The sequence below is a fragment of the Pantoea sp. BL1 genome (assembly GCF_000963985.1).
GTDB lineage: Bacteria > Pseudomonadota > Gammaproteobacteria > Enterobacterales > Enterobacteriaceae > Pantoea > Pantoea rwandensis_B.
This window is the reverse complement of record NZ_JZRH01000019.1, coordinates 77505-103352: the sequence shown is the minus strand read 5'-3', so window position 1 is coordinate 103352 and position 25848 is coordinate 77505. Positions and strand designations below refer to the sequence as shown.

Annotated in this window: 21 protein-coding genes and 3 tRNA genes; 16 read left to right on the top strand and 8 right to left on the bottom strand. The window is 54.4% G+C overall.

What is annotated here, in order from left to right; all coding sequences use genetic code 11:
• Window positions 1-102 precede the first annotated feature (102 nt).
• The 6 genes from mreC to tldD all read left to right on the top strand — a co-directional run bounded on the left by mreC (window position 103) and on the right by tldD (window position 9059).
• Entirely contained in the window at window positions 103-1137 is a 1035-nt protein-coding gene (gene mreC / locus VH86_RS11260; RefSeq protein ID WP_045816533.1) for a rod shape-determining protein MreC, read from the top strand.
• The gene (mreD, locus tag VH86_RS11255) at window positions 1134-1622 is read left to right on the top strand and encodes a rod shape-determining protein MreD (protein ID WP_034830875.1); all 489 of its coding nucleotides are present in this window, start codon (window positions 1134-1136) and stop codon (window positions 1620-1622) included. Before mreC ends, mreD begins: the two co-directional genes overlap by 4 nt.
• An 8-nt stretch (window positions 1623-1630) precedes the next feature.
• Window positions 1631-2224, top strand: a complete 594-nt coding sequence (locus VH86_RS11250; protein WP_038644368.1) for a nucleoside triphosphate pyrophosphatase — start codon at window positions 1631-1633, stop codon at window positions 2222-2224.
• On the top strand, window positions 2214-3683 hold the full coding sequence (gene rng, locus VH86_RS11245; protein ID WP_045832911.1) for a ribonuclease G: 1470 nt from the start codon (window positions 2214-2216) through the stop codon (window positions 3681-3683). The genes VH86_RS11250 and rng overlap by 11 nt, the downstream gene beginning before the upstream one ends.
• 47 nt (window positions 3684-3730) lie before the next feature.
• On the top strand, window positions 3731-7549 hold the full coding sequence (gene yhdP, locus VH86_RS11240) for an AsmA2 domain-containing protein YhdP (protein WP_045832910.1): 3819 nt from the start codon (window positions 3731-3733) through the stop codon (window positions 7547-7549).
• A gap of 64 nt (window positions 7550-7613) precedes the next feature.
• Complete coding sequence (gene tldD / locus VH86_RS11235; protein ID WP_038644371.1) at window positions 7614-9059, top strand: metalloprotease TldD; 1446 nt, start codon at window positions 7614-7616, stop codon at window positions 9057-9059.
• 231 nt (window positions 9060-9290) lie between these two features.
• Here tldD and aaeR read toward each other — a convergent pair whose 3' ends face one another.
• On the bottom strand, window positions 9291-10208 hold the full coding sequence (gene aaeR / locus VH86_RS11230; RefSeq protein ID WP_038644372.1) for an HTH-type transcriptional activator AaeR: 918 nt from the start codon (window positions 10206-10208) through the stop codon (window positions 9291-9293).
• A gap of 258 nt (window positions 10209-10466) precedes the next feature.
• Here aaeR and aaeX point away from each other — a divergent pair, with 258 nt between their 5' ends.
• The 5 genes from aaeX (at window position 10467) to VH86_RS11205 (ending at window position 15439) form a co-directional block, all read left to right on the top strand.
• On the top strand, window positions 10467-10670 hold the full coding sequence (aaeX, locus tag VH86_RS11225) for a p-hydroxybenzoic acid efflux pump operon protein AaeX (RefSeq protein WP_021508145.1): 204 nt from the start codon (window positions 10467-10469) through the stop codon (window positions 10668-10670).
• A gap of 8 nt (window positions 10671-10678) precedes the next feature.
• The gene (aaeA, locus tag VH86_RS11220) at window positions 10679-11608 is read left to right on the top strand and encodes a p-hydroxybenzoic acid efflux pump subunit AaeA (protein ID WP_045832909.1); all 930 of its coding nucleotides are present in this window, start codon (window positions 10679-10681) and stop codon (window positions 11606-11608) included.
• Between the two features lie 11 nt (window positions 11609-11619).
• Window positions 11620-13572: a p-hydroxybenzoic acid efflux pump subunit AaeB gene (gene aaeB, locus VH86_RS11215; RefSeq protein WP_045832908.1), complete on the top strand. Its 1953-nt coding sequence runs from the start codon at window positions 11620-11622 to the stop codon at window positions 13570-13572.
• A 111-nt stretch (window positions 13573-13683) separates the two neighbouring features.
• Window positions 13684-15138, top strand: coding sequence for an NAD-dependent succinate-semialdehyde dehydrogenase (locus VH86_RS11210; protein WP_082082850.1), 1455 nt, complete (start codon window positions 13684-13686; stop codon window positions 15136-15138).
• A gap of 31 nt (window positions 15139-15169) precedes the next feature.
• Window positions 15170-15439, top strand: a complete 270-nt coding sequence (locus tag VH86_RS11205) for a hypothetical protein (protein WP_045832906.1) — start codon at window positions 15170-15172, stop codon at window positions 15437-15439.
• Between the two features lie 59 nt (window positions 15440-15498).
• Here the strand turns inward: VH86_RS11205 and yhcN (VH86_RS11200) are convergent, their stop codons facing one another.
• From yhcN (VH86_RS11200) to argR, 4 genes are all read right to left on the bottom strand, one after another.
• Complete coding sequence (gene yhcN / locus VH86_RS11200; RefSeq protein ID WP_045832905.1) at window positions 15499-15765, bottom strand: peroxide/acid stress response protein YhcN; 267 nt, start codon at window positions 15763-15765, stop codon at window positions 15499-15501.
• A 106-nt stretch (window positions 15766-15871) separates the two neighbouring features.
• Complete coding sequence (locus VH86_RS11195; RefSeq protein WP_045832904.1) at window positions 15872-16138, bottom strand: YdgH/BhsA/McbA-like domain containing protein; 267 nt, start codon at window positions 16136-16138, stop codon at window positions 15872-15874.
• A gap of 90 nt (window positions 16139-16228) precedes the next feature.
• Window positions 16229-16492, bottom strand: coding sequence for a peroxide/acid stress response protein YhcN (yhcN, locus tag VH86_RS11190; RefSeq protein WP_034831133.1), 264 nt, complete (start codon window positions 16490-16492; stop codon window positions 16229-16231).
• Window positions 16493-16982: 490 nt separating this feature from the next.
• A complete protein-coding gene (gene argR / locus VH86_RS11185) occupies window positions 16983-17453 on the bottom strand; it encodes a transcriptional regulator ArgR (RefSeq protein WP_034831131.1) in 471 nt (156 codons plus the stop codon).
• Window positions 17454-17873: 420 nt separating this feature from the next.
• Here argR and mdh point away from each other — a divergent pair, with 420 nt between their 5' ends.
• Window positions 17874-18809 carry a malate dehydrogenase gene (mdh, locus tag VH86_RS11180; RefSeq protein ID WP_038644384.1) on the top strand — a complete coding sequence of 312 codons (936 nt, stop codon included), beginning with the start codon at window positions 17874-17876 and terminating at the stop codon, window positions 18807-18809.
• Window positions 18810-18855: 46 nt separating this feature from the next.
• Here mdh and mscM read toward each other — a convergent pair whose 3' ends face one another.
• From mscM to rsgA, 3 genes are all read right to left on the bottom strand, one after another.
• Window positions 18856-22191, bottom strand: a complete 3336-nt coding sequence (mscM, locus tag VH86_RS11175) for a miniconductance mechanosensitive channel MscM (RefSeq protein WP_045832903.1) — start codon at window positions 22189-22191, stop codon at window positions 18856-18858.
• Window positions 22192-22205: 14 nt separating this feature from the next.
• Complete coding sequence (gene asd, locus VH86_RS11170; RefSeq protein WP_038644387.1) at window positions 22206-23102, bottom strand: archaetidylserine decarboxylase; 897 nt, start codon at window positions 23100-23102, stop codon at window positions 22206-22208.
• A 94-nt stretch (window positions 23103-23196) separates the two neighbouring features.
• On the bottom strand, window positions 23197-24243 hold the full coding sequence (gene rsgA / locus VH86_RS11165; RefSeq protein WP_045816540.1) for a small ribosomal subunit biogenesis GTPase RsgA: 1047 nt from the start codon (window positions 24241-24243) through the stop codon (window positions 23197-23199).
• 103 nt (window positions 24244-24346) lie between these two features.
• On the opposite strand from rsgA, the gene orn reads away from it, so the two are divergent.
• The 4 genes from orn (at window position 24347) to VH86_RS11145 (ending at window position 25465) form a co-directional block, all read left to right on the top strand.
• Entirely contained in the window at window positions 24347-24895 is a 549-nt protein-coding gene (gene orn / locus VH86_RS11160; protein ID WP_038644391.1) for an oligoribonuclease, read from the top strand.
• Window positions 24896-25188: 293 nt separating this feature from the next.
• Window positions 25189-25264 (top strand) — tRNA-Gly (locus VH86_RS11155).
• A 24-nt stretch (window positions 25265-25288) separates the two neighbouring features.
• Window positions 25289-25364 (top strand) — tRNA-Gly (locus VH86_RS11150).
• A gap of 25 nt (window positions 25365-25389) precedes the next feature.
• Window positions 25390-25465: transfer RNA gene (locus VH86_RS11145), tRNA-Gly, on the top strand.
• Window positions 25466-25848: the final 383 nt, after the last annotated feature.

The following is a 25848-nucleotide window of genomic DNA, read 5'->3' as shown; positions in this document are numbered from 1 at the left end:
CGCCTATCGACGCTGCGCACGACGGCGAGATGCGTCCAGCCCTGGAGGCGTTAGTCATAAGACTGGCGCTTCTTCCCTGATGTCGAGGAACACGCAGAATTTATGAAGCCGATTTTTAGCAGGGGACCTTCCCTGCAGTTGCGTCTCTTTCTGGCAGTCATTGTGGCTATCGCGATTATTATCGCAGACAGTCGCGTGAGCTCCTTCTCCCAGATCCGCAACTACCTGGACACGTCGGTAAGTCCATTTTACTTTCTGGCCAATGGGCCGCGACAGCTTCTTGACGGTGTCTCAGAAACGCTGGCTTCACGCCAGCAGCTCGAGCTGGAAAACAAAGCGCTGCGCCGTGAGCTCTTCCTGAAAAACAGTGACCTGCTGATGCTGGGGCAATACAAGCAGGAAAACGCACGTCTGCGTGAGCTGCTCGGCTCGCCGCTGCGTCAGGATGAGCACAAGATGGTGACCCAGGTGATTTCAACCGGCACCGATCCGTATACCGATCAGGTCGTTATCGATAAAGGCAGCGTAAACGGTGTTTACGAAGGCCAGCCGGTGATCAGTGATAAAGGTGTAGTGGGTCAGGTGGTGGCTGTGGGTCAGGTGACCAGCCGCGTACTGCTGATTTGTGATGCTTCTCATGCGTTGCCGATTCAGGTGTTACGTAATGATATTCGCGTGATTGCGGCGGGTAACGGCTGCAGCGAAGACTTGCAGCTGGAACATCTGCCGGGCAACACTGACATTCGTGTTGGCGATGTGCTGGTGACGTCAGGCCTCGGTGGACGTTTCCCTGAAGGCTACCCGGTTGGCGTGGTCTCTTCCGTGAAAGTCGATACTCAACGTGCCTACACCGTGATTCAGGCGCATCCGACGGCAGGCCTGCAACGTCTGCGTTACCTGCTGCTGTTGTGGGGCGCGGATAAGAATGGCGACATGCCAATGGCACCCGATGAAGTTCACCGCGTGGCGAATGAGCGTCTGATGCAGATGATGCCGCAGGTCTTGCCGCCAGCGGGCGAAATGGGCCCACCGGCACCGGATATGATGCAACCTGGCCAGCAAATGGGGCCGCCGGCACCCGCTAACAGCAGTCGTTCGCAAGGGATCCCAGCGAACACACGCGGAGGCCAGCCTTGAGTCGATATCGCAGCCAGGGCCGATGGGTTATCTGGCTGTCCTTTCTGATTGCCCTCATTCTGCAAATCATGCCCTGGCCGGAACAAATCTACATGTTCCGGCCTTCATGGCTTTTGTTGATCCTGGTTTACTGGGTTCTGGCATTACCGCACCGGGTTAATGTCGGAACAGGCTTCTTTTTAGGGGCCGTGATGGACCTGGTGGCCGGTTCGACGCTGGGGGTGCGCGCGCTGGCGTTCAGCATCATCGCGTATCTGGTGGCCTTCAAATTTCAGCTATTCCGAAATCTGGCGTTGTGGCAGCAGGCATTAATGGTTATGGTGCTGTCGCTCGCGGTGGATGTAATTGTTTTCTGGGCTGAATTCCTGGTGATCAACGTCTCATTCCGCCCGGAAATCTTCTGGAGCAGTGTGGTCGACGGCATTCTATGGCCCTGGCTATTCTTATTAATGAGAAAGATTCGTCGTCAGTTCGCTGTTCAGTAAGGAAGACTATGATAAGCCTGTATCTCGCATCCGGTTCACCGCGTCGACGTGAACTGCTCACGCAACTGGGTCTGCAGTTTGAGCGTCTGGTTACCGACGTTGAAGAGCAGCGCCAGCCAGAGGAAGCGGCGGAAGTGTATGTTCGCCGTCTGGCTCTAGATAAAGCGCGCGCTGGCGTGGCAGTCGCGCCGCAGGATTTACCGGTGCTGGGTGCAGATACCATCGTGGTACTCAACAATAACGTGCTGGAAAAGCCGCGCGATGCTGCACACGCAGCGCAGATGCTGAGTCAACTCTCCGGGCAAACGCATCAGGTGATGACTGCCGTCGCGCTGGCTGACAGTGCACGCGAGCTGGATTGCCTTGTCACCACTGACGTGACATTCCGCAATATCACGGCAGAAGAAATCTCGCACTATATTGCCAGCGGCGAGCCGATGGACAAAGCCGGCGCGTACGGAATACAGGGTCTGGGCGGCAACTTTGTCCGCAAGATTAATGGAAGCTATCACGCCGTAGTGGGATTACCGCTGGTTGAAACCAATGAGTTGCTGAGCCACTTTCAGTCACTGCGTGCGTTAAGGGGACAAGATGACGGCTGAGCTGCTGGTTAACGTTACACCTTCTGAAACCCGTGTTGCCTATATTGATGGCGGCATTCTGCAGGAAATTCACATCGAGCGCGAAGCACGGCGCGGTATCGTAGGGAATATCTATAAAGGCCGCATTAGCCGCGTTTTGCCCGGCATGCAGGCCGCGTTTGTTGATATTGGCATGGATAAAGCCGCCTTTCTGCACGCTTCTGACATCATGCCGCACACCGAATGCGTGGCGGGTGATGAGAAGAAAAACTTCGTCGTACGCGATATTAGCGAGTTGGTGCGTCCCGGCCAGGATTTAGTGGTACAGGTGGTGAAAGATCCGCTCGGCACCAAAGGCGCGCGCCTTACCACCGATATTACGCTGCCTTCACGTTATCTGGTGTTTATGCCAGGCGCATCGCATGTGGGTGTTTCCCAGCGTATTGAAAGCGAAGCGGAGCGTGATCGCTTGAAAGCGGTCGTTTCCGCCTACTGCGACGACCTCGGCGGTTTCATTATTCGTACTGCTGCTGAAGGCATCTGTGAGGAAGACCTGGCGCAGGATGCCGCGTTCCTCAAGCGTCTCTGGACCAAAGTCAGCGAGCGTAAGAAACGTAACCAGACGCGCTGTCTGCTGTACGGCGAGTTAGCATTGGCACAGCGCGTGTTGCGCGACTTTGCCGGCGCAGCGCTGGATCGCATTCGCGTGGATTCACGTCTGACCTGCGATCTGCTGGTGGAATTTACCGGCGAATATATCCCGGAAATGGCCAGCAAGCTGGAGCTGTACAGCGGCAAACAGCCAATCTTCGATCTGTTTGATGTTGAGAATGAAATCCAGCGCTCACTGGAGCGCAAGGTTGAACTCAAGTCGGGCGGCTATCTGATCATCGATCAAACCGAAGCCATGACCACCGTCGATATCAATACCGGTGCATTTGTTGGGCATCGTAATCTCGACGAAACCATCTTCAACACCAACATTGAAGCCACGCAGGCGATTGCTCGCCAGCTGCGTCTGCGCAATTTGGGCGGCATTATCATCATCGATTTTATCGACATGAGTAATGACGACCATCGTCGCCGCGTACTGCATTCGCTGGAAAGTGCACTGAGCAAAGATCGGGTGAAAACCGGTATCAACGGCTTCTCGGCGCTCGGTTTGGTGGAGATGACGCGTAAACGCACGCGGGAAAGTATTGAACATGTGCTCTGTGCCAATTGCCCGGTGTGCAAAGGGCGCGGCACGCTGAAAACGGTGGAAACGGTCTGCTACGAAATCATGCGCGAAATCGTGCGTGTGCATCATGCTTATGATTCCGATCGCTTCCTCGTTTATGTTTCCCCGGCAGTGGGCGAGGCGTTAAAAAGCGAAGAGTCACATGCGCTGGCTGAAGTGGAAATCTTTGTCGGTAAGCAGGTTAAAGTTCATGTTGAGCCGCTCTATACTCAGGAGCAGTTTGACGTTGTCATGATGTAAGTCGTGATGCTGAACGCCGTTATTCAACGGGAAGCAAGGAGAGGTGCGTGAGGCGGTTGCCGAGGATTTTGTTACTGCTGCTCGCCGCAATCATCGTTATTGTGGCGCTGCTAGTCAGCGGGTTGCGCCTCGTGATGCCGCATCTCAACAGCTATCGCAGCGACATACTGCAGACGATTTCACGCGTCAGCGGAGTGACGGTGGATGCCAGCGAGCTGCAGGGTAAATGGGAGAACTTCGGCCCAACCCTGCAGGTGCGCAATCTCAACGTTGTGATGCCGGAAGATGGCAAACTCACCATTGGCCGTGTAAATCTGGCGCTTAACGTCTGGCAATCGCTGCTGCACTGGCGCTGGCAGTTCCGTGATCTGACCTTCTGGCAACTGCGTCTCGAAACCAATCATCCGCTGCTCACCAGCGATCAACAAAAAAACAGCTTTAAGCCGGCGCAAATCAACGATCTGTTTCTGCGACAGTTTGACCACTTTGATCTGCGTGATAGCAGCATCCGTTTTCTCACGCCTTCTGGCCAGCACGCTGAGCTGGCGATCCCGCGTCTGACCTGGCTCAACGAAAGCACGCGTCACCGTGCGGAAGGGGAAGTCAATCTCTCCAGTTTTACGGGGCAGCACGGTGTGGTGCAGGTGCGACTCGATCTCAACGATACCAACGGATTACTCAACGATGGCCGCATCTGGATGCAAGCGGATGACGTCGATGTGCGCCCGTGGATAGGTCCGTGGCTGCGTGACAATACCAGCCTCGAAAGTGCCCGCTTCAGCCTTGCAGCGTGGGTAAATCTGCGTGATGGCGATGTCTACGCCGGTGACCTGTTGCTCAGTAAAGGCGGTGCACGCTGGCGCGGCGAACAGGGCGATCACCAGCTGCAGGTCGATGGCTTAACCGCGCATCTGGCGCGTTTCCAAAATGGCTGGAGTTTGTCCGTCCCGCAAACCCGACTCAGCACCGATGGCATCGCCTGGGCGCCGGGGCACTTCTCACTTCTGTGGAAGCCCGAAGACCAGCAGATGCTGGGCGCTAACAGTGGTGCGGAAGTGCGTGTCCGTGCCACCCAACTGGATCTAAAGCGTCTGGCACCGTTGGTGCCGCTGTTCAAACCCTTATCCCCTGCGTTACTGGATAACTGGCGTGCATTGCAGCCGCGCGGCAACATCGATGCGCTGGCGCTGGATATTCCGCTCAATCAGCCCGAGCAAACCCGCCTGCAAGCCAAATGGCGCAACCTGGCGTGGCAGCATTGGGAGTTATTGCCGGGGATCAGCAATCTCAACGGTACCGCCAGCGGCAGCGTGAGTAACGGTCGGTTAGATGTGGCGATGGGACAAGCGGAAGTGCCTTATGGCGACATGTTCCAGGCCCCACTGCAAATTCAACAGATCACTGGCAAGCTGAACTGGCAGCGCGATGCCAGCGGCCTGACGCTGGACGGTCAGAATCTCGATGTTCAGGCACGTTCCCTGTGGGCGCGCGGTGATTTCCGCTATCAGCAAAATGTCGGCAATGCGCCCCAGCTGGATATTCTGGCGGGCATTCGCGTCACCGATGCGGGTGATGCCTGGCGCTACTTCCCGGAACCGCTAATGGGCCATGATCTGACCCATTTCCTCAGCGAGTCGATCAAAGGCGGGAAAGTGGACAATGCCACGCTGTTGTTTGCCGGTAATCCCAGCCTGTTCCCGTTTAAGCACAATGACGGCATGTTTGAAGTGTGGGTGCCGCTGCGTCAATCCACTTTCCAGTTCCAGCCCGGTTGGCCAGCGCTGGAAAACCTCGATATCGACCTCGATTTTGTTAACGACGGCCTGTGGATGAAAGCCGAGAAAACCAAATTGGGGGAAGTGGATGCACGTAACGTCAGCGCGGTGATCCCGGACTATCTCAAAGAGAAGTTGATCATCAATGGCGATCTTAGCGGTCAGGGCAAGCAGATTGCCGATTACTTCGAACAGACGCCTTTGAAATCGACGTTGGGCGCGGCACTGCAGCAGCTGCAAATCGGTGGCAATGTGCGCGGTTCATTGAATCTCGATATTCCGCTGGATGGTGAATTGGTGCATGCCAGCGGGAATGTGGTGATGAACAATAACAGCCTGCACATCAAGCCGTTAAACACCACGCTGGAAAATCTCACCGGGCGCTTCCGCTACAACAACGGCAATCTCGAAAGTGAAGAGATTCAGGCTAACTGGTTCGGTCAGCCCACCGGCGTCCGTTTTTCAACCACTGAGAATCCTGACAACTTCGGCGTCAACGTGAAGTTATTGGGCGACTGGCAGCCGTCGAAACTGAAAGTATTGCCGGCCAGTGTCAGCAGTCAGTTGAGCGGCAGTTTGCCGTGGCAGGGCAATGTCGACATCACGCTGCCACACAATGGTGGTGCGACCTATAAAGTCGATTTGCAGGGTGAGGGCAAAACAGTAAGCAGTCACTTACCTGCGCCGCTGGATAAGCAGTCGGGCGAAGCGATGCCCATCGCCATCAACGCCACCGGTGACCTGAAAGGATTCACGCTAAGCGGCAGCGTGCGTGAGCACAACCGTTTTAACAGCCGCTGGATTCTCGAACCCCAGCTGCGCGTGGATCGCGGCATCTGGCTCAACGATGCGAAAAGCACGCCGAAGCTGCCAGAAAAACGAGGGATGGAACTCAATTTACCCCCGTTGGATGGTGAAGCCTGGATGGGGCTACTGGCGGGAAGCAGTGGTTCGCGTAATGCTCAGGGCGAAACGGAAGTGGGCGGCGCACTGTTACCGGGTGATGTGACTCTGCGGACACCGGCACTGATGCTCGGTGGCCAGCAGTGGCATGACGTTAATGCCACCGTCACGCAAGGGCCGACCGGCAACACGCAACTCCAGCTGGAAAGCCGCGAAGCGCGCGGCAGTTTGCAAACCGCACAGCATGCGCCATGGCAGATCGACCTTAGCTATCTTTACTACAATCCAGAATGGGCGAACAGCAGCGAAAACAACGCCTCGCCGTTGGGTGGCAACAGCAGCACAGTCGACTTCAGTAACTGGCCGGCGATGCAGCTAAACTGTGATGAGTGCTGGCTGCGCGGGCAGAAGTTTGGACATATGCAGGCCAGATTACAGCCGCAGGGAGATACGTTAGCACTTACTAACGGTAGCGTGGATTCCGGCAGTGCCAAGCTGAAGATCAACGGCGAATGGGTCAACAAGCCGGGCAATCAGCGTACCTCATTAAAAGGCAGTCTGAGCGGTAAAAACATCAATGACGCCGTTAACTGGTTTGGGATGAATACCCCACTTCGTGACGCGCCGTTTAACGTGGATTATGACCTGCACTGGCGTTCCGCCCCGTGGCAGCCTTCCGCGGAAACGTTGAGTGGTACGCTGAAAACCCATTTTGGCAAAGGCCAGATTGCGGATGTGAATACCGGGCGCGCAGGACAGTTGCTCCGCCTGATGAGTTTTGACGCTTTACTGCGTAAGCTGCGCTTCGATTTTAGTGACACCTTCAGCGAGGGCTTCTATTTCGATTCCATTAACGGCACGGCGTGGATCGAAAACGGTGTGATGCGCACGGATAACCTGCTGGTCGATGGCCTTGAAGCGGATATCGCCATGCAGGGGCAGATCGATCTGGCAAAACGCCAGATTGATATGGAAGCGGTCGTTGCCCCTGAGATCTCCGCTTCGGTGGGTGTGGCGACGGCCTTTGTGGTCAACCCGGTGATCGGGGCCGCCGTATTTGCCGCCAGTAAAGTATTGGGCCCGCTGTGGAATAAGATTTCGCTACTGCGTTATCACATAAGCGGACCGTTGGATAAACCGGAAATCAATGAAGTGCTGCGTAAACCGCGTGAAGACGACAAGAAGTGAATTTGACGCCGTCGGGGAATTGCCGCAGGCTATGACTATCCGAGCACATAATGAGTGAGAAACGATGACTCTGAATCTGGTAAGTGAGCAGTTACTAGCTGCGAACAGCATTAATCAGCAGGACCTTTTTTCCCTGTTAGGGCAGCTTTCAGAACGTCGTCTGGATTATGCCGATCTCTACTTCCAGTCCAGTTTCCATGAATCCTGGGTGCTGGAAGACAAAATCATTAAAGATGGTTCTTACCATATCGACCAGGGTGTCGGTGTGCGTGCTATCAGTGGTGAGAAAACCGGTTTCGCTTACGCAGACCAAATCACCCTGAACGCCCTGCGTCAGTCTTCTGAAGCCGCGCGCAGTATTGTGCGTGAGCAGGGCAATGGTAAAGCGCATACGCTTTCAGCGGTGATCAACCGTTCGCTGTATGCGCCGGTGAATCCGCTGGACAGCCTGACGCGCGAAGACAAAATTGCACTGCTGCATCGTGTTGATACCGTGGCACGTGCGGCCGATCCGCGCGTGCAGGAAGTCAACGCCAGCCTGACAGGCGTGTACGAGCAGGTGCTGGTGGCGGCGACTGATGGCACGCTGGCTGCGGATATCCGTCCGCTGGTGCGTCTGTCGATCAGCGTACAGGTTGAAGATCAGGGGAAACGCGAACGTGGCTCTAGCGGCGGCGGGGCGCGTACCGGCTATGAATTCTTCTATGCCGATGAAAACGGTGATGTCCGTGCCGATGCGTGGGCGCGTGAAGCGGTGCGTCTGGCGTTGGTGAACCTCTCTGCTGTTGCTGCGCCTGCGGGCACATTGCCGGTGGTGTTAGGCGCTGGCTGGCCGGGCGTGCTGCTGCATGAAGCCGTCGGTCATGGTCTTGAAGGCGATTTCAACCGCCGTGAAACTTCGGTCTTCAGCGGAAAAATGGGTCAACTGGTGGCCTCTGAACTCTGCACCGTGGTTGACGATGGCACCATCGAAGGCCTGCGCGGCTCACTGGCGGTGGATGATGAAGGCGTGCCAGGCCAATACAACGTATTAATCGAAAACGGCGTGCTGAAAGGTTACATGCAAGACAAGCTTAATGCGCGTCTGATGGGTGTTCCGCCAACCGGTAACGGGCGTCGTGAATCCTATGCGCATCTGCCGATGCCGCGTATGACCAACACCTATATGCTGGCAGGAAAATCCACGCCTCAGGACATCATTTCCAGCGTTGAGTATGGGATTTATGCGCCGAACTTTGGTGGTGGTCAGGTGGATATCACCTCCGGAAAGTTTGTCTTCTCAACCTCGGAAGCCTATCTGATTGAAAACGGCAAAGTGACCACGCCGGTGAAAGGTGCAACGCTGATTGGTTCGGGTATTGAAGCAATGCAGCAGATCTCAATGGTCGGTAACGATCTGGCGCTGGATAAAGGCGTTGGCGTGTGCGGTAAAGAGGGGCAGAGTGTGCCGGTCGGCGTCGGCCAGCCAACCCTGAAGCTGGATAAAATCACTGTCGGCGGTACTGCATAATCATTCCAGGTGCGCATAAATGCGCACCTGACGAATGACCGTAGCGTCTGATATTCCCATGCATAGCGCACGCTACAAAGCTTGATGACTCCATGGCACCCACTCTGAAGGCCGTGGGGTCAGATATTCGCATGGCGGACTCTGCTCATTATCGAACAGTCTGAGTTTCCTTATGGCGTACCTGCCGAATGGCGGCATCGCCATTGGAGATTAACCCCTTTAGGAGAATCATCAGCTCTTACGATGCTGCTGATACTGCTGCGCCACCTGCTTAAAGTACTCGGTCAGATAATCGATACATACCTGCACCTTCAACGGCATCTTGTCCTTCTCGGTATACAGCGCATACACCGGACGTGGTTCTGAGTGATATTGCGGGAACAGAATATCGATCTCCCCGGCGTTAATCTCATCAATCACCCACATCAGGGGGACATAGGCGATGCCGCAACCGGCTTTCAGCCAGCGAATCAGCGTCTGTGAATCATTGGTGACGAAGCGACCCTGCGGCGTCAATCGCGTCACCAGGCCTTCCGGCGCGACCAGTTCAAAGGTGTTATCCGGGCGAACGCTGTACTCCAGCCATGAAAAATTATCGATTTCACCCGGTTTGTCTGGCGTGCCATGCTGTGCCAGATAACTTTTTGCGGCACAGACCACCATCGGCATCGCGCCCAGTCGGCGTGAGAACAGGTTTGAATCTTGCAACGCGCCTACGCGGACCACGAGATCCAAGCCGTTAGCGATCAAATCTGGCGCGGGAATGCCGGTAACCAGATTGACGCTCAAACCAGGATATTCACGCAGCATATCGCTGGTCATGGCAGACAACACGTTTTGCGCCATGGTGGAGGAGCAGCCGATACGCAGAATACCGATCGGCGTATTGTTAAAGGCATAAAGCTGTTCGTGCACCTGAGATGCTTCAGCCAGCATGCGGCGGCAACCCTGATAGTAGATCTTACCTGCTTCGGTCAGACCAATACTGCGCGTACTGCGATTTAACAATTTGACCTGCAACTCATCTTCCAGTTTGGCGACAATTTGGCTGATTGACGAAACGCTAAGATGAAGCTGACGTGCCGCGGCGGTAAAAGAACCTAATTCAACCACTTTGGCGAAAATGGACATGCCTTTAAGTCGTTCCATTGTTTACTCTGGCTAAAAAGTGATTTAGCTCACAATATGTAGAAAACGTATAGTCATGCGCGTTACTATACGCACGCTGGGTCTGTTCACCGCACCTTAACACGGCTGTGTTTACACGATGATACGCTATCATTAGCTCAACGCGGCCTGAATGTTGCCATCAGTCTCCCAATCATCCCCTGATTCTCAACCCGACGTGCCATGCGGCATGAGGGCAGGTATCGGTGCAATCCGGCAAGGTCGAACTAAGGAACCGTAATGAGTGTGCTTCCGGTATTTGTCGTATTCGGGCTGAGTTTTCCGCCCATCTTCATTGAATTACTGGTTTCGCTGGCGCTGTTCTGGCTGGTGAAACGCGTGCTGACGCCCAGCGGAATTTATGACCTGGTGTGGCATCCGGCACTTTTTAACACAGCGTTGTATTGCTGCGTGTTTTACCTTGTATCCCGTCTATTCGTCTGAGGTTTTAAGTGAAAGCGCTCATAAGAAAAATCGCGCGTTACGCGATTACAATCCTGCTGGTTATCATCGCAATCGTGATCATCTTCCGCGCCTGGGTGTTCTATACCGAATCGCCCTGGACGCGTGACGCCAAATTCTCCGCTGATGTAGTGGCGATCTCGCCGGACGTGACCGGCCTTATCACTGACGTGCCGGTGCATGACAACCAGCTGGTGAAACAGGGTGATACGCTGTTTGTCGTGGATCGCCCGCGCTACCAAAAAGCGCTGGATGAAGCCCAGGCGGATGTCGAATATTACCAGGCATTGGTCAATGAAAAGCGTCGTGAAGCGGCGCGCCGTAACCAACTTGGCACCAGTGCCATGTCACGTGAAGCCATCGATCAGTCTAATAACGATCTGCAAACCAGCGAACATCAGCTGGCGAAATCGGTGGCAACGCGCGATTTGGCGGTGATCGACCTGGATCGCACCACCATCAAAGCGCCTTCAGATGGCTGGGTCACTAACCTGAACGTTTATCAGGGCGAGTTCATCACCCGTGGTTCCGTTGCCGTGGCATTGGTACAGCAGCACTCATTCTACGTGCTGGCGTATATGGAAGAGACCAAGCTGGATGGCGTGCGTCCGGGCTTCCGCGCCGAAATCACCCCGCTGGGCAGTAATACCGTATTGCGCGGCACGGTGGACAGCATTGCTGCGGGCGTGACCAACAGCAGCAGCAGCGTGGACAGCAAAGGTATGGCGACCATCGACTCCAACCTCGAATGGGTACGACTGGCACAGCGCGTACCGGTGCGCATTCATCTTGACGATCAACCGGGCAACCGTTTCCCGGCGGGCACTACCGCCACGGTGGTGATCACCGGTGATAAAGATCGTCAAACCAAAGTCTCGCCGATGACGCAGTTCTTTAACCGCCTGCGCGAGTTTGGTTAAGCGAGGGCGTTATGATCGAGTTTTTGCGTTTCCCGGTGAAGCTGACATTTGCGCTGGTTGCAGCGCTGATGATTGGCTTTCACTTTAATCTGGAAACGCCGCGTTGGGCGGTGATGACCGCCGGCATTGTGGCCGGTGGTACCGCCTTTGCTGCGGGGGGCGATCCCTATTCTGGCGCACTGCGCTATCGCGGCATTCTGCGCATCATTGGTACGTTTATTGGCTGTATTGCCGCCCTCACTATCATGATCGCCACGGTGCGTGCACCGGTGGTGATGCTGCTGCTGTGCTGTTTATGGGCGGGGATGTGCGTCTGGCTCTCCTCGCTGATCAAAGTCGAGAACTCCTACGCGCTAGGCTTGGCTGGTTACACTGCGCTGATCATCGTGGTCACCGCCGATGCCAGCGGTGGCTTAACGCTGGCACCGCAATATGCCGTTGAACGTTGCAGTGAAATCGTCATTGGCATTCTGTGTGCGATTCTTGCGGATATGCTGTTTTCGCCGCGCTCGATCAAAAAAGTGATTGATGCCGAAGTCGATTCGCTGCTGGTGGCGCATTACAAACTGCTGCAACTCTGTGTCGCCCACGCGGATAAAGACGAAGTGGATCGCACCTGGAGCGCGCTGGTACGTCGCACAACGGCACTCAACGGCATGCGCAGCCAATTGTTGATGGAATCTTCGCGCTGGAAAAATACCAGCCGCCGATTGCAGATGCTGAATACGCTGTCGCTGACGTTGATTACGCAAGCAGCTGAAACCTTCCTGATTCAAAACGCTCGTCCGGATTATATTCCGACGCAGTATCGCCTGCTGATTGAGAAAGACGTTCATAACGTCGATGACGTGCATAAGCGCATGAAGGTGATGCGTCGTTTAATCAGTGTCAGCAATAAAACCGTGCCGATGACGGTGGCAAGCTGGGTCGGTGCAGCAACAGAGTATCTGCTGCTGATTAATGGTGTGCGCAGTAACAGCCGCATTACCACGCTGGAAGAGAGTATCCTGCAGCGCGAAGTGGTGATTCAGGCACGTTCGGCGGAAACCCATCATGCGATGATCAACGGCGTGCGTACCTTTGTGGCGACCGCGCTCGGTTCTCTGTTTTGGCTCTATACCGGCTGGACTTCGGGCAGTGGCTGTATGGTGATGCTGGCCGTCATCACCGCACTGGCGATGCGTATGCCGAATCCGCTGATGATGGCGAAAGACTTCTTCTACGGTATGGCCTTCGCCGTGCCACTCGGTATGCTCTACTTCGTCTATATCCTGCCAGCCACCCAGCAAAGCGCGTTGCTGTTGTGTATCGCGATTGGCGCACTCGGCTTTATCGGCGGTATCTTCGTGCAACGACGTCAGATTGGTACGTTAGGTGCGTTGATTGGCACCATCAATGTGCTGGTGCTGGATAATCCGATGAAGTTTGAGTTCAACGTCTTCCTCGATAACGCCCTGGGCCAGTGGATCGGCAGCTTTGTGGCGATGATGGTCATTCTGCTGATTCGCGATAAATCCAAAGCACGTACCGGCCGTAAATTGTTGAATCGCTTTATGTATGCGGCTGTGGCGGCCCTGACCACTAATCAGGCGCGCCGTCGCGAGAACCATCTGCCCGCGCTCTATCAGCAGCTGTTTCTGCTGCTCAATCTGTTCCCCGGCGATATCGACAAATACCGCATCGCGCTGACGCTGATTATCGGCCATCAGCGACTGCGTAATGCTGAAGTCCCGGTTAACTCGGAGCTTTCGGCTTATCACCGCCAGTTACGATACACCGCCGATCGCGTGATTTCAGCCACCAGCGATGACAAGCGGCGCTACTACTTTGAGCGTTTGTTGAAGGAGCTGGAGATTTATCAGGAAAAGCTCCATCACTATTCGGCACCGGAGAGTGTTACCGAACCGGTGAAACGGCTCTCGTTGATGCTGGATAAATACCAGAACACCCTCATCCAAATCTGAAATCGGCCGCTGCACCTTGCAGCGGCCTTTTTGATCCCACGTTGACACAAAACCCGATGATATTGGCATCTATACTTTCCTGACAGGATGCAAACTAGCAGGAGAATAATGATGTCCACCTCTCTACAACAACACGCGCTGTTTAAAACCGGCTATTTCGCTGCGGGCCAGTGGCACACCGCCAGTGCCACCTTTGACGTCACTAACCCGGCAACCGGCGAAGTGCTGGCCAAAGTCGCCCGAGCGGGTAAGGCGGAAACCGAGCAGGCCATCGCTGCCGCTCAGCAGGCTTTTCCGGCATGGCGTGATAAAACCGCGAAACAGCGCGCGGAGATCCTTCATCGCTGGTATCAACTGATCATTGAGAACAAAAGCTGGCTCGGGCAGCTCATGACGGCCGAGCAGGGCAAACCCCTGAAAGAAGCCGAAGGCGAAGTCGAGTACGCCGCCAGCTTTATTCAATGGTTTGCCGAGCAAGCTAAACGTGCCAACGGCGAAATCATCCCGCCGGCGAAACCCGGATCACGTATTTTGGCAACACGTGAACCGATTGGTGTGGTGGCGGCTATCACGCCATGGAATTTCCCGATGGCGATGCTGACACGCAAGCTTGGCCCGGCGCTGGCAGCAGGCTGCACCGGCATCATCAAACCGGCGAATAATACGCCGCTGTGTGCCTTTGCACTGTTGGCTCTGGCACAAGAAGCCGGTGTACCTGATGGCGTGTTAAATGCGGTGGCGGGCGATACCCATGCCATCAGCGACGCCATTATGGCTAGCCAGGCGGTGCGTAAAATCTCGTTTACCGGGTCGACCGCCGTGGGCAAAACGCTGATGCGCAACGCAGCAGACACCATGAAGAAAGTCTCGATGGAGCTGGGCGGCAATGCACCTTATATCGTGTTTGAGGATGCGGATATTGAGGCGGCGGTACAGGGTGCAATAGCCAACAAATTCCGCAATGCGGGCCAGGTTTGTGTCAGCGTCAACCGTTTCTATGTGCACAACGCGGTCTACGATCGTTTCGTCAATCAACTGGCCGATGCCGTGGGCAAGCTGAAAGTAGGGAATGGCGTTGAAGAAGGCGTGATTGTTGGCCCGCTGATCGAGCGCTCGGCGCTGGAGAAAGTAGAAGAGCACGTGAAGGATGCGCTGAGCAAAGGCGGTAAGTTGCTGATCGGCGGCGAGCGTCATCCGCTGGGAGGCAACTTCTGGCAGCCGACGGTGATTGCCGAGGCGCATGAGGGGATGAAGCTGGCCCAGGAAGAGACCTTTGGTCCGGTCGCCGCCTGCTTCCGCTTTGATGATGAAGCCGATGTCATTCAGCGCGCCAATAACACGGAATACGGATTAGCCGCCTATTTCTACACGCAAAATCTGCAACGGGTGTTCCGCGTCTCGACGTCGCTGGAGGCCGGGATGATTGGCATTAATGAGTGTGCCGTATCCACCGAACTGGCACCGTTTGGCGGTGTAAAAGAGTCCGGTTTGGGACGTGAAGGATCGGTGCTGGGAATGGAAGAGTACCTGGAAGTGAAAGCGCTGCATATTGGTGGGCTTGCCTGACGGGCGGCCCTGCCTGCAAGAGGGAATCACGATGAGAACCGAGCGTTTTGATTTTGACGAAATCGTCGATCAAGCCCATTTCTATCGCCAGTTCAGCGATCGTTTTGCGCTGGCGGATCTGGCCATCAACGATCTTGACGATCTCTGGGATGCGATACTTGGGGAGCAGTTGCCATTGCCGCTGGAAATTGAGTTTGTGAATCTGGGGACAGGGCAGAAACGCCGGTATGGCGCATTAATCCTGCTGTTTGATGAAGCAGAAGAGGAGCTGGAAGGCCAGCTCCGCTTTAATGTGAAGTGACAAGCCGAAAAAGGGCCCCGGCGAGCGGGGCCAAAGGGTTCGTCAGAATTGACGAGGAATTATTTATACAGCTCGGCGGTCACGTGATAGCTGTCGCCGGTTTTCGCTTCAATCACTTTATAAGCACTGGCACCCCTTGCATCGGCTTTCTGAGAAAGCTCAGAACGATAATCCATTGGCGAACCGCCGGTACCGCTGATGGTGATAGTGCTGCCGGTAGGTTGCAGATTTTGCGCCTGCTCATCAGTTACCAGTTGTGCTGCTGATGCACCAAAGGCAAACAGGGAAAGAAGGCTGGCGGCTGCGATGGTTGCTTTGATTTTCATGATTTTTTCTCCTCGTTGTAATCAACAACCTGCGGCAAAAAGTGGGTGAGGCGGGTCGTCGATCAATTGTCTGGCGCCGTTCAGGCGCCCGACGTTCGATGTATTCTTATTTGTACAGTTCTGCAGTCACGTGGAAGGTGTCGCCACGATTATTTTCAATGATGCGGTAATGGCTGGCACCCTGAGCATCGGCTTTCTGCGACAGTTCCTGACGGACGTTGGTCTGATCACCGTCAACACCGCTCACGCTGATGGTTTGATTCAACGGTTGCAGTTGTTCGGCTTGTTCGTTAGAAACCAGGCTGGCGGCACTGGCACCGAAGGACAATACGGAAGCCAGACCTAAGATGGCGATAGCTAATTTGGTTTTCATGATTCACTCTCCTGAAATGGGGTTTGGCAACCTGAGAGGCAAATGCGTCTCAAACGGGTCGCCGTTCACACTGCGTCTTGTTCAGTCAACTTATTTATAAAGCTCAGCGGTGGCGTGATAGCTGTCGCCGGTATTCGCTTCGATCACACGGTAGGCTTTAGCACCTTCCTGATCGGCTTTAGCATTCAGCTGCTCATGGATATCCATCGGAGAACCGCCCACGCCGCTCACACTAATGGTGCCGGCAGGTTGCAAATTCGCTGCCTGTTGGGCATTGATAGAATCTGCTGCAAAAGCACCAAATGACAGGGCAGATAGAACACTCAGGGTTGCGATAGTAGTTTTAACGTTCATGGTATTTTTCCTCGTCTTCTGTTTTTATCTTTTTCTTTCGTGTGATTTACATCACGAAAACAAGTATAGATCTAATAACCCATGAAATTAATATCTGGCTAATAATGTTTGGTTGTTATTCTTTATCCTTATGGCACCTTTTTAGAACTGGAAGTTATTAAAACCGGTCAATCATTAACCATTGACTGTTATTTATTCGTAAAAACAATGATCTGCATCAAATTATCTTTTCGTGCGAAAGATCATGGTTGATCCCGCTGGCTGATACGCCATAAGAAGCTATAACCACTGAGCACAATATGTAAAGCAGTGTAAAATAGCGCGAATGGTTAAGCAGGGGAAAAGGTCGTACCAATATTTCGGCGGATGCAGAACCGGTAGCTATATCGATAACTTATTATTAAAAAAGGATTTTGTAACAAGCGTGGCGGGTAACGGGTCATCAGGAAGGATGTTACCGGCAGATGATCTGCCGGTTAAGACCAGGGTTTTATAGTTCCTGTTCGAATAAAACCAGTACGGCATCATGCAGCTGTTTTACGGAGAAGCTACGTGCAGGGGTAATAAAAATGGTGTCATCCCCCGCGATAGTCCCGAGAATGCCTTCCGCTTTACCGAGTGAATCCAGCAGGCGTGCAATCAGCTGCGCAGCACCTGGGCTGGTGTGAATCACCACTAAGGCATCGTTGTAATCGATATCCAGCACCAGATTCTTCAATGGGCTGGTGGTGGTCGGCACGCCCAGTTCGGCTGGCAAACAATAAACCATTTCCATTTTGGCATTGCGGGTGCGTACGGCACCAAACTTGGTCAGCATACGAGAAACTTTTGACTGATTGATGTTCTCGAAGCCGTCTTCCTGCAGCGCCTGTACGATTTCGCCCTGAGAGCTGAATTTTTCTTCTTTTAATAACGCTTTGAACGCTTTGATCAAGTCGTCTTGTTTTGATGGGTTTCGCATAAGCTACCAATAAAAGAGGGGTGCAGCAGGCAACAGGCCAGCGGCAGATAAATTATTATGCATTTAGATGAATTTTTATGCAATAAGCGTAGTGAGAGAATCGCGCTAATCAACTGCGGACAGGCATCATAGCAGAGTTTTGTGTTGCGCCAAAATCGCGGGCTGACGCGCAAAGCGAAGGTTGCAATGTTGTTATAGTATTGAAGTGGTAACAACTATATCGATGATCATTGCCGTCCATTGTCTTCTGGCTGCGATTGTATCATTCAGGCGACTTCTGAAGTGGAGATGTCTCGGGAGCCGATTGCGGCGTCATGTTATTGCGCGACAGGTTTGTCGCTATCGCCTGAGAAGTTGATTAAACTCGTAACCTGATGGATTTTCGGCATATCTCTGCCCCACCTTCATAAGGAGTTCAGGATGAAAGTTGCCGTTCTCGGTGCAGCCGGTGGTATTGGCCAGGCGCTCGCACTGCTGCTCAAGACTCAATTACCCGCAGGTTCCGCTCTCTCACTTTATGATATCGCCCCGGTCACGCCCGGGGTGGCGGTTGATCTCAGCCATATTCCTACCTCAGTGAAGGTGGAAGGGTTTAGTGGCGAAGACGCAACACCTGCGCTGCAGGGCGCCGATATTGTGCTGATTTCTGCGGGTGTGGCACGTAAACCCGGCATGGATCGCGCCGACTTGTTTAACGTTAACGCGGGCATTGTGCGTAACCTGATCGAGCAGGTTGCCAGCACCGCGCCGAAAGCGCTGATTGGCGTGATCACTAATCCGGTTAATACCACGGTGGCGATTGCGGCTGAAGTGTTGAAGAAAGCCGGCGTGTATGACAAGAACCGCCTGTTTGGTGTCTCAACCCTCGACATTATCCGCGCCAACACCTTTGTTGCAGCGTTGAAAGGCAAGCAGCCTACCGAGATCGAGGTCCCGGTGGTGGGGGGGCACTCAGGCGTGACAATTTTGCCGCTGCTGTCGCAGGTTAAAGGCATCAGCTTCAGCGAACAGGAAGTGGCTGACCTCACTAAGCGTATTCAAAACGCCGGCACCGAAGTGGTGGAAGCGAAAGCTGGTGGTGGATCGGCGACCTTATCCATGGGGCAGGCTGCTGCGCGCTTTGGTCTCTCACTGGTGCGTGCGCTGCAGGGCGAAGCAAACGTGGTCGAATGCGCTTATGTTGAAGGGGACGGTGAGTATGCGCGCTTCTTCTCTCAGCCGCTGCTTATCGGCAAGAACGGTATCGTGGAACGTCGCCCGTTGGGTTCTTTGAGTGCGTTTGAACAGCAGGCACTTAACGGTATGCTGGAAACGCTGAAGAAAGATATCGCGCAGGGCGAAGAGTTTGTGAAGTAACGCTCAGCAGAAAAAACAACGCCCGGTGATTGCCGGGCGTTGTCATTTATAAGCCGCCAGATTTAAAGGTCTGGCTGGACGGTGAGCCATTGCTGGCCGGTGTTTTACGTCCCAGCGTTTCCATACGCACCTGGAATGGTGGGAACGGCATCTCAATACCGTGCTCTTCAAAGCCGCGCAGAATCAACTGATGCAACTCATGACGCAGCGGCATGCGGTGGCCCATCTCAGCCGCGTGCACACGCAATTCAAACAGCTGAATGCCTTGCTGTAAATCCACCAGGAACACATCCGGCGCGGGCATATCCAGCACATAGGTACAGCGCTCGGCCGCCTGCTTGAGAATGTTGGTGACTTCATCACTGTTGACGTGTGCCGGAGCCGGAATGGTCAGCACCACACGCGTGACAGAATCCGACAACGACCAGTTAACGAACTGCTCAGTGATAAAGGCCTTGTTCGGCACGATGATCTCTTTACGGTCCCAATCGGTAATCGTTGTGGCGCGGGTATTGATGCGGGTAATGCTGCCGGTCAGATCGCGAATGGTAACGGTATCGCCGATACGAATTGGCTTTTCGAACAGGATAATCAGACCAGAAATAAAGTTGGCGAAGATCTCCTGCATACCAAAGCCCAACCCCAGACCTAACGCCGCCACCAGCCACTGCAGTTTTGCCCACTCAACGCCAATGATCGAGAAGCCGACTAATCCGCCAATCAGCATCAGCACGTACTTGGTCAGGGTAGTGATGGCATAACCGGTGCCAGGTGACAGGCTGATGTGTTGCAGTAACGCCAGTTCCAGCAGGGCAGGCATATTACGCACCAGCTGAGTGGTGATAATGAACACCAGGATGGCAATCAGCACCGCGCCCAACGTAATCGGCTGCACGCTCTCTACGCCCTGCACCGTGGTGCTGGCATCCCACAGTGGGATGTTGTCGAGGAAACTAAAGGCCGAGTGAATTTCTGACCACAGTACAATCACCGATACCAGTGCGATCAACGTGAGAATAGAGCGCACCAGACGCAACGACTGCGCACTGATCTCATCCAGATCCAGGCTCGGTTCATCGATCTCAATCGTATCGGCGTTGGCGGGGGTCTGTTGCTCTTTCTCTTCTTCACTACGCGCGCGGTTCGCCAGCATATCGGCACGGCGTTGGCGGGCGCGATCAAAGGCGATGCGACGGCGTTGGATCAGCATCCAGCGGCGAATAATGTGGTAAATCACCAGCAGTAAGAACCAAATGCCTACCGAGGTTTCCAGGCGCGCCAGCAGCGCCTGCGCCGTCGCCAGATAGCCGATGCAGGAAGCCAGCGCCGCCACCAGCGGGATGGCAATCATCAGGTTCCACAGAATGCGGTTAACGAAGTTGTCGCCGTTGCCCTCTTTATCCAGATACAGTGGAATGCCTGCACGTTTGAGGCTGACGGTGACAATACTTAACGCACCGCAAATCAAAATGAAGCACAGGCGACCGAGCGTGCCGGAGAACTGCGGATCGTCGAGATTAGCAAAGGCAATAAGCAGCATGATCAGCGGCACAATCAGGCCAACCGTCAGAGAGTAGTAACGCATAGCACGCGCTACCCGCGCCTGCGGCCAGCGGAAGTGCACCACAAATAGCCCATCATGACGCGCAAAAGCAGCACTGATCATAAAGGCCCACAGCAGCGGCAGCGTGGCGGTGATGCCATCTCCAATCGCAACGGCAAACGGATAAGGCCAGGCGTGCTGCAAACCAAAGCCCAGCGCGGCCCACAATACCGGCAGCGGCACGGCGACCAGAATCGACCAGAACACGGTGCGCAATGTCAGGCTAAAGCGGTCCTGGGTCACTTTGCCCACTTTGCTGGCGGAACGCGCCATAAAGGCATTGTAATGACGGCGCGAGCTGATGCTGAAGCCCACCAACAGCACTGCGCAGATGATTGGCATCACGGTTTCTTTGCTGGTAAACATCATCGCCAGCGCTTTACCGAGTTGCCCTAAGGTATCCAGCGACAGCAGGCGGGTTAAGTCACGCGCCACGTCAATCGGATACTTCAGGTCGATGGCGCTGACATCCGCCGTCCAGAACAGATAACGGTGGGTGGCTTCCTTCACTTCACCCAGGGCGTCCTGCAACTGCGTGTTCGACACCTTCAGCTTGGTGATTTCCAGAATCAGTGTATCGCAGCCGGAGATCAGTGAATTGAGCAGCTCGCGCTGGGTTTTCAACTGGGCATCAAGAATACGGGTTTGCTCGCTGGTGAACGGCGTGCCGTCATCCTGCTTCTCTTTGCGCAGATCCTTTTGCCGCTCCAGCAAATCTTCATAATGCAGTCGTTGTACACGCAGCTGGCCCATCTCGCTGTCGATCTGCTGCGACTTCGGCATATCCGGCAATCTGGCGACTTGCGCACGCAAGGCTTCACCCAGCAGATTCGAGGCGCCCAGCCATTGTGATTGTTCGCGCAGCGTGCTGAGAGCCTGGCGCACCTGTAGCGTTTGGTTGGTGGCCAGACGTTGCTGCGAAGCGACCAAATCCATACGTTGGGCCTGCTCATTCAGGTCGGCTGATAGCTCACGGTTGACGCGGAATTGATCGCTGATCGAAGCCGGTAAATCGCCACTGTTTTCCGCCAGCTGTTCAGTGCGTTCGAGCGCCAGTTCCGCTTCTCGCTGACGCTGGTTATTCAGTTGATTGCGCAGCGATTGCAGATAGTTATCCAGCTGCGTCACTTTGCGCTGATGCACCTCCGCCCGCATACGCGCCAGCTCCTGGCGATTATTGGCGGAGAGCTGTGCCAGTTCTAACTCATCCACGCGCGCTTTATTGGCGGCATTCTCGGCCAGTCGGGCATAAATCTGCGCCTGAGCCAGCGGCGTAGCGGCCGCAGAAAAACCCTGAGCACGGCGATCGCTTTCGGTCATCGCCCGGCGTGCGTCGGTCTGCTGCTGCGGTAATTGTGAAAGTGAATCGCTGATCTCACGTGCGCGGTCCTGCTCTTGCTGCGCCTGGCGGCCTTCTTCCAGCAGCTGGCTGCTGATTTGCAGGATTTCCTGATCCAGCTCGGCGCTGCTCATGTTGGTGCGCACCGTTTTACTGCTGTCGGTCAGCGTGGCAATCTGCTGACGCAGTTCACGTGCCAGCCGCGGGAAATCATCAATCACCTGCTGATACTGTTTGGCACGCTCAAGCGATTCATCACGCTCAGAGAGGAAATTGATCGCCGCTTCAATCGCCTGAACTTGCTCGGCTTGAGCGGGAGAGGCTTTGGCGGATTTGGCCGCATCCAGTTCCTGCTTTAGCTGACTCGCAGGAGGAACGGTGGCTGCCAATACAGAACTGCTGAGCACCAGGCTCAGCAGCAGAGAGAGAAAAACGCGCACGGGATAGGTTCCGGTTATTCAGCGAGCGGGGCGCTTTCGCCGGGCTGCGGCAAGGCAATCGCCAGCGGTTGGCCAAGGCGGGTTTTACTCTCGGCTTCGAGACTTTCCGCCAGCTTGACGCGGCCCGGTGCGAACAAGTTAATCACCGTCGAACCGAGTTTGAAACGCCCCATTTCCTGACCTTTCAACAGCACAACAGCGCCGTCATGATCGGCTGAAGGATAACGCCAACGTTTAATCACCCCTTCACGTGGTGGCGTAATGGTGCCCGCCCACACGGTTTCGATGCTGCCCACAATGGTCGCTCCCACCAGGATCTGCACCATCGGGCCATGATCGGTATCGAAGACGCAGATCACACGCTCATTGCGTGCAAACAGGTTCGGGATGTTACGTGCTGTCAGCGGGTTGACGGAGTAAAGGTCGCCCGGCACATAAATCATTTCGCGCAGAATGCCGTTACAAGGCATGTGCACACGGTGATAATCGCGCGGTGCGAGATAGGTGGTGATGAACTCGCCATCGACGAACTTTTCCGCCAGATCGTCGTTACCGGCCAGCAAGGCCTGCAACGAATAGTAATGGCCTTTCGCCTGGAAGATCTGATCGCCTTCGATGCGGCCTAACTGGCTCACCGCGCCATCGGCTGGCAGCGCCAGCAAGGTCGCGTCGGGATCAATCGGGCGCGCACCCTCTTTTAGCGGACGCACGAAGAAGTCATTGAAGGTGCGATAGCTACCGGTATGGGGTTTGCTGGCTTCGGCCATATCCACTTTGTAGTACCAGACAAAAATGTCGATGACCGCTTTGGTCAGCCAGCCACCGCGACGACTGGCGCCCCAGCCGGCAAGTTCGGTCAGCCCTTTTTTAGGCAGAATATGATTCAGGCCGAGTTTAAAACGATCAAACACCGTTGCCTCCTGGCTTAATTACGCTTGGTTTACACAAAAGGGGGGCGGATTGTAGCAGCGCCCCGGTCAGTTGGCGAATGTGCCGTTGTACCCGTTAATCTTCGCTGGCGGAAAAGTTTTTACGCGTTTTTACCTGCGCCATACTCTCCAGAATCCGGTGGTAGTTATCGAAGCGCGAGATGTTGATTGTTCCATCCTCTACCGCTTCGCGAATGGCGCAGCCAGGATCGGTATCATGCTTGCAGTCGCGGAAACGGCAACCGCCGATAAACTCACGAAATTCGACAAATCCACGGGTGATTTGTTCCGGCTCCAGATGCCATAAACCGAATTCACGTACGCCTGGAGAATCAATCACGTCGCCACCGTGAGGGAAGTGATACAGGCGTGAGGCGGTGGTGGTGTGTTGGCCCAGACCGGAGTTATCAGAGACATCGTTGGTCAGAATCTCATCGCCCGCCAATTCCAGTCCCAGCAGATTGTTCAGCAAACTGGATTTACCCACACCAGATTGACCCGCAAAAATGCTCACGCGATCGGTTAAGGCCTGTTCCAGCTCCGCCAGACCATCTTTGGCACGGCTGGAGACCATCAACACGCGATAGCCAATTTTGCGATAGATATCCATCTGCTCATCCACAAACGCGCGGGCTTCCGCGTCGAGCAGGTCGGTTTTGTTCAGAACCAGCAGCGGCTCAACGCCCAGTGTTTCACTGGCCACCAGATAACGATCGATGATATTGAGCGAAAGTTCCGGCAGGATCGCCGACACAATGATGATCTGATCGATGTTCGCCGCGATCGGTTTGACGCCATCATAGAAGTCCGGACGGGTCAGCACCGTTTTACGTTCGTGGACCGCTTCTACGATGCCTTTGCCGCCGCCAATCGCCGCACGCCACAGCACACGGTCACCGGTGACCAGCGAGCGAATGGTGCGACGGATATTGCAGCGATGCACTTCGCCCACGCCATCTTCCACATCTGCGTGCATGCCGAAACGGCTGATCACCACGCCTTCGCTCGCTTCTCCAAACAGGTTGTCATCCGGTTCCGGCTTTTCATTCCGTTGCTGCAGACGACGCTGATGGTTAGCGCTTACGCGACGTTGTTGACCCTTCGACAGTTTATTTTTGCTCACGCATCCTCTCACGGCTTTCGCCAGGCTTCGCCCCGCTGGGCAAAACGTCTATGATACACCTGAAACGAGTGTAATGACGACTTTGGCAACAGGCGGGAAACGCATGACAGCTGGAAATGAAAATAATCTGATTTGGATCGACCTGGAAATGACCGGATTGGATCCGGAGCAGGATCGCATTATTGAGATCGCCACGATCGTCACCGATGCCAACCTGAACATCCTGGCAGAAGGCCCGGTGTTTGCGGTGCATCAGTCTGATGAGCAATTGGCATTGATGGATGAGTGGAATGTGCGTACGCACACCAACAGTGGCCTGGTCGAACGTGTGAAAGCCAGCCAATACGACGACCGTGCTGCAGAGCGGGCGACCATCGAATTTCTCAAGCAGTGGGTTCCGGCCAACACTTCTCCGATTTGCGGCAACAGCATCGGCCAGGATCGTCGCTTCCTGTTCAAATACATGCCGGAGCTGGAAGCCTACTTCCATTACCGTTATCTGGATGTCAGCACGCTGAAAGAACTGGCGCGCCGCTGGAAACCGGATATCTTGCCAGGCTTCAAAAAAGCCGGCAGCCATCAGGCGCTGGACGATATTCGCGAGTCCGTTGCTGAGTTGGCGTATTACCGCGAGCACTTCTTGCAGCTTTAATCGGCAAAGGGTGCGCAGGAAATCATCAGGTTGCCGATTAAAGCAGCAAACGAACTGAAAGCGCAAAATTTTGCTTTTAGACTCTTGCGACTGAAAGGATTTCTCGTATAATGCGCACCCCGTACCGGTGAAGAATTTACAACGGTGCGCAGCAGTAACACGAAGTTCCAGAATCAAGTATTTCGGTTTGCGGCAAGGCAGCAACGGAACGAATCACAGAGAGCTTACTTGAGTGAGTGACCTGTGTGAGTGAAGGAAGCTAACGCAGCAGCAAATTGAAAGACGAAGATTATGCGGGAATAGCTCAGTTGGTAGAGCACGACCTTGCCAAGGTCGGGGTCGCGAGTTCGAGTCTCGTTTCCCGCTCCAAACTTCGTAAGCAGTAACCTCTTTGCGGGAATAGCTCAGTTGGTAGAGCACGACCTTGCCAAGGTCGGGGTCGCGAGTTCGAGTCTCGTTTCCCGCTCCAAAATCTGTTTAGTAGTAACCTCTTTGCGGGAATAGCTCAGTTGGTAGAGCACGACCTTGCCAAGGTCGGGGTCGCGAGTTCGAGTCTCGTTTCCCGCTCCAGATTTTCATATTCACTAATGTTATTTGCTCTCGGGCGTAATCAGACTTAAAACTGCTGCAGTCTTTATCGATCTTATGCGGCCTATTTTTCTTTCTGGAAATTTTACGTACCGCATTAGCACCAATGATGCCTGTAGTCTGTTGCAGTTATCTTACAGGTTATCCACAATGCGCCTGCAACGTGCTGACGGCGTTTTACCCTATATGCAAAACTGTTTTAAACAGAGTTATCCACAAGCTCTGGACAAGCCCCTGCGCGCTAAACTCTACATTAATGTTTACAGTAATTACCTAACTAATTGTTTTTATTTTATTTATAGGTATTTCAGTCTGTGAATAGTCTTGCTAGACGATATAACGATCCCCGTCACAATTCGGCTCTA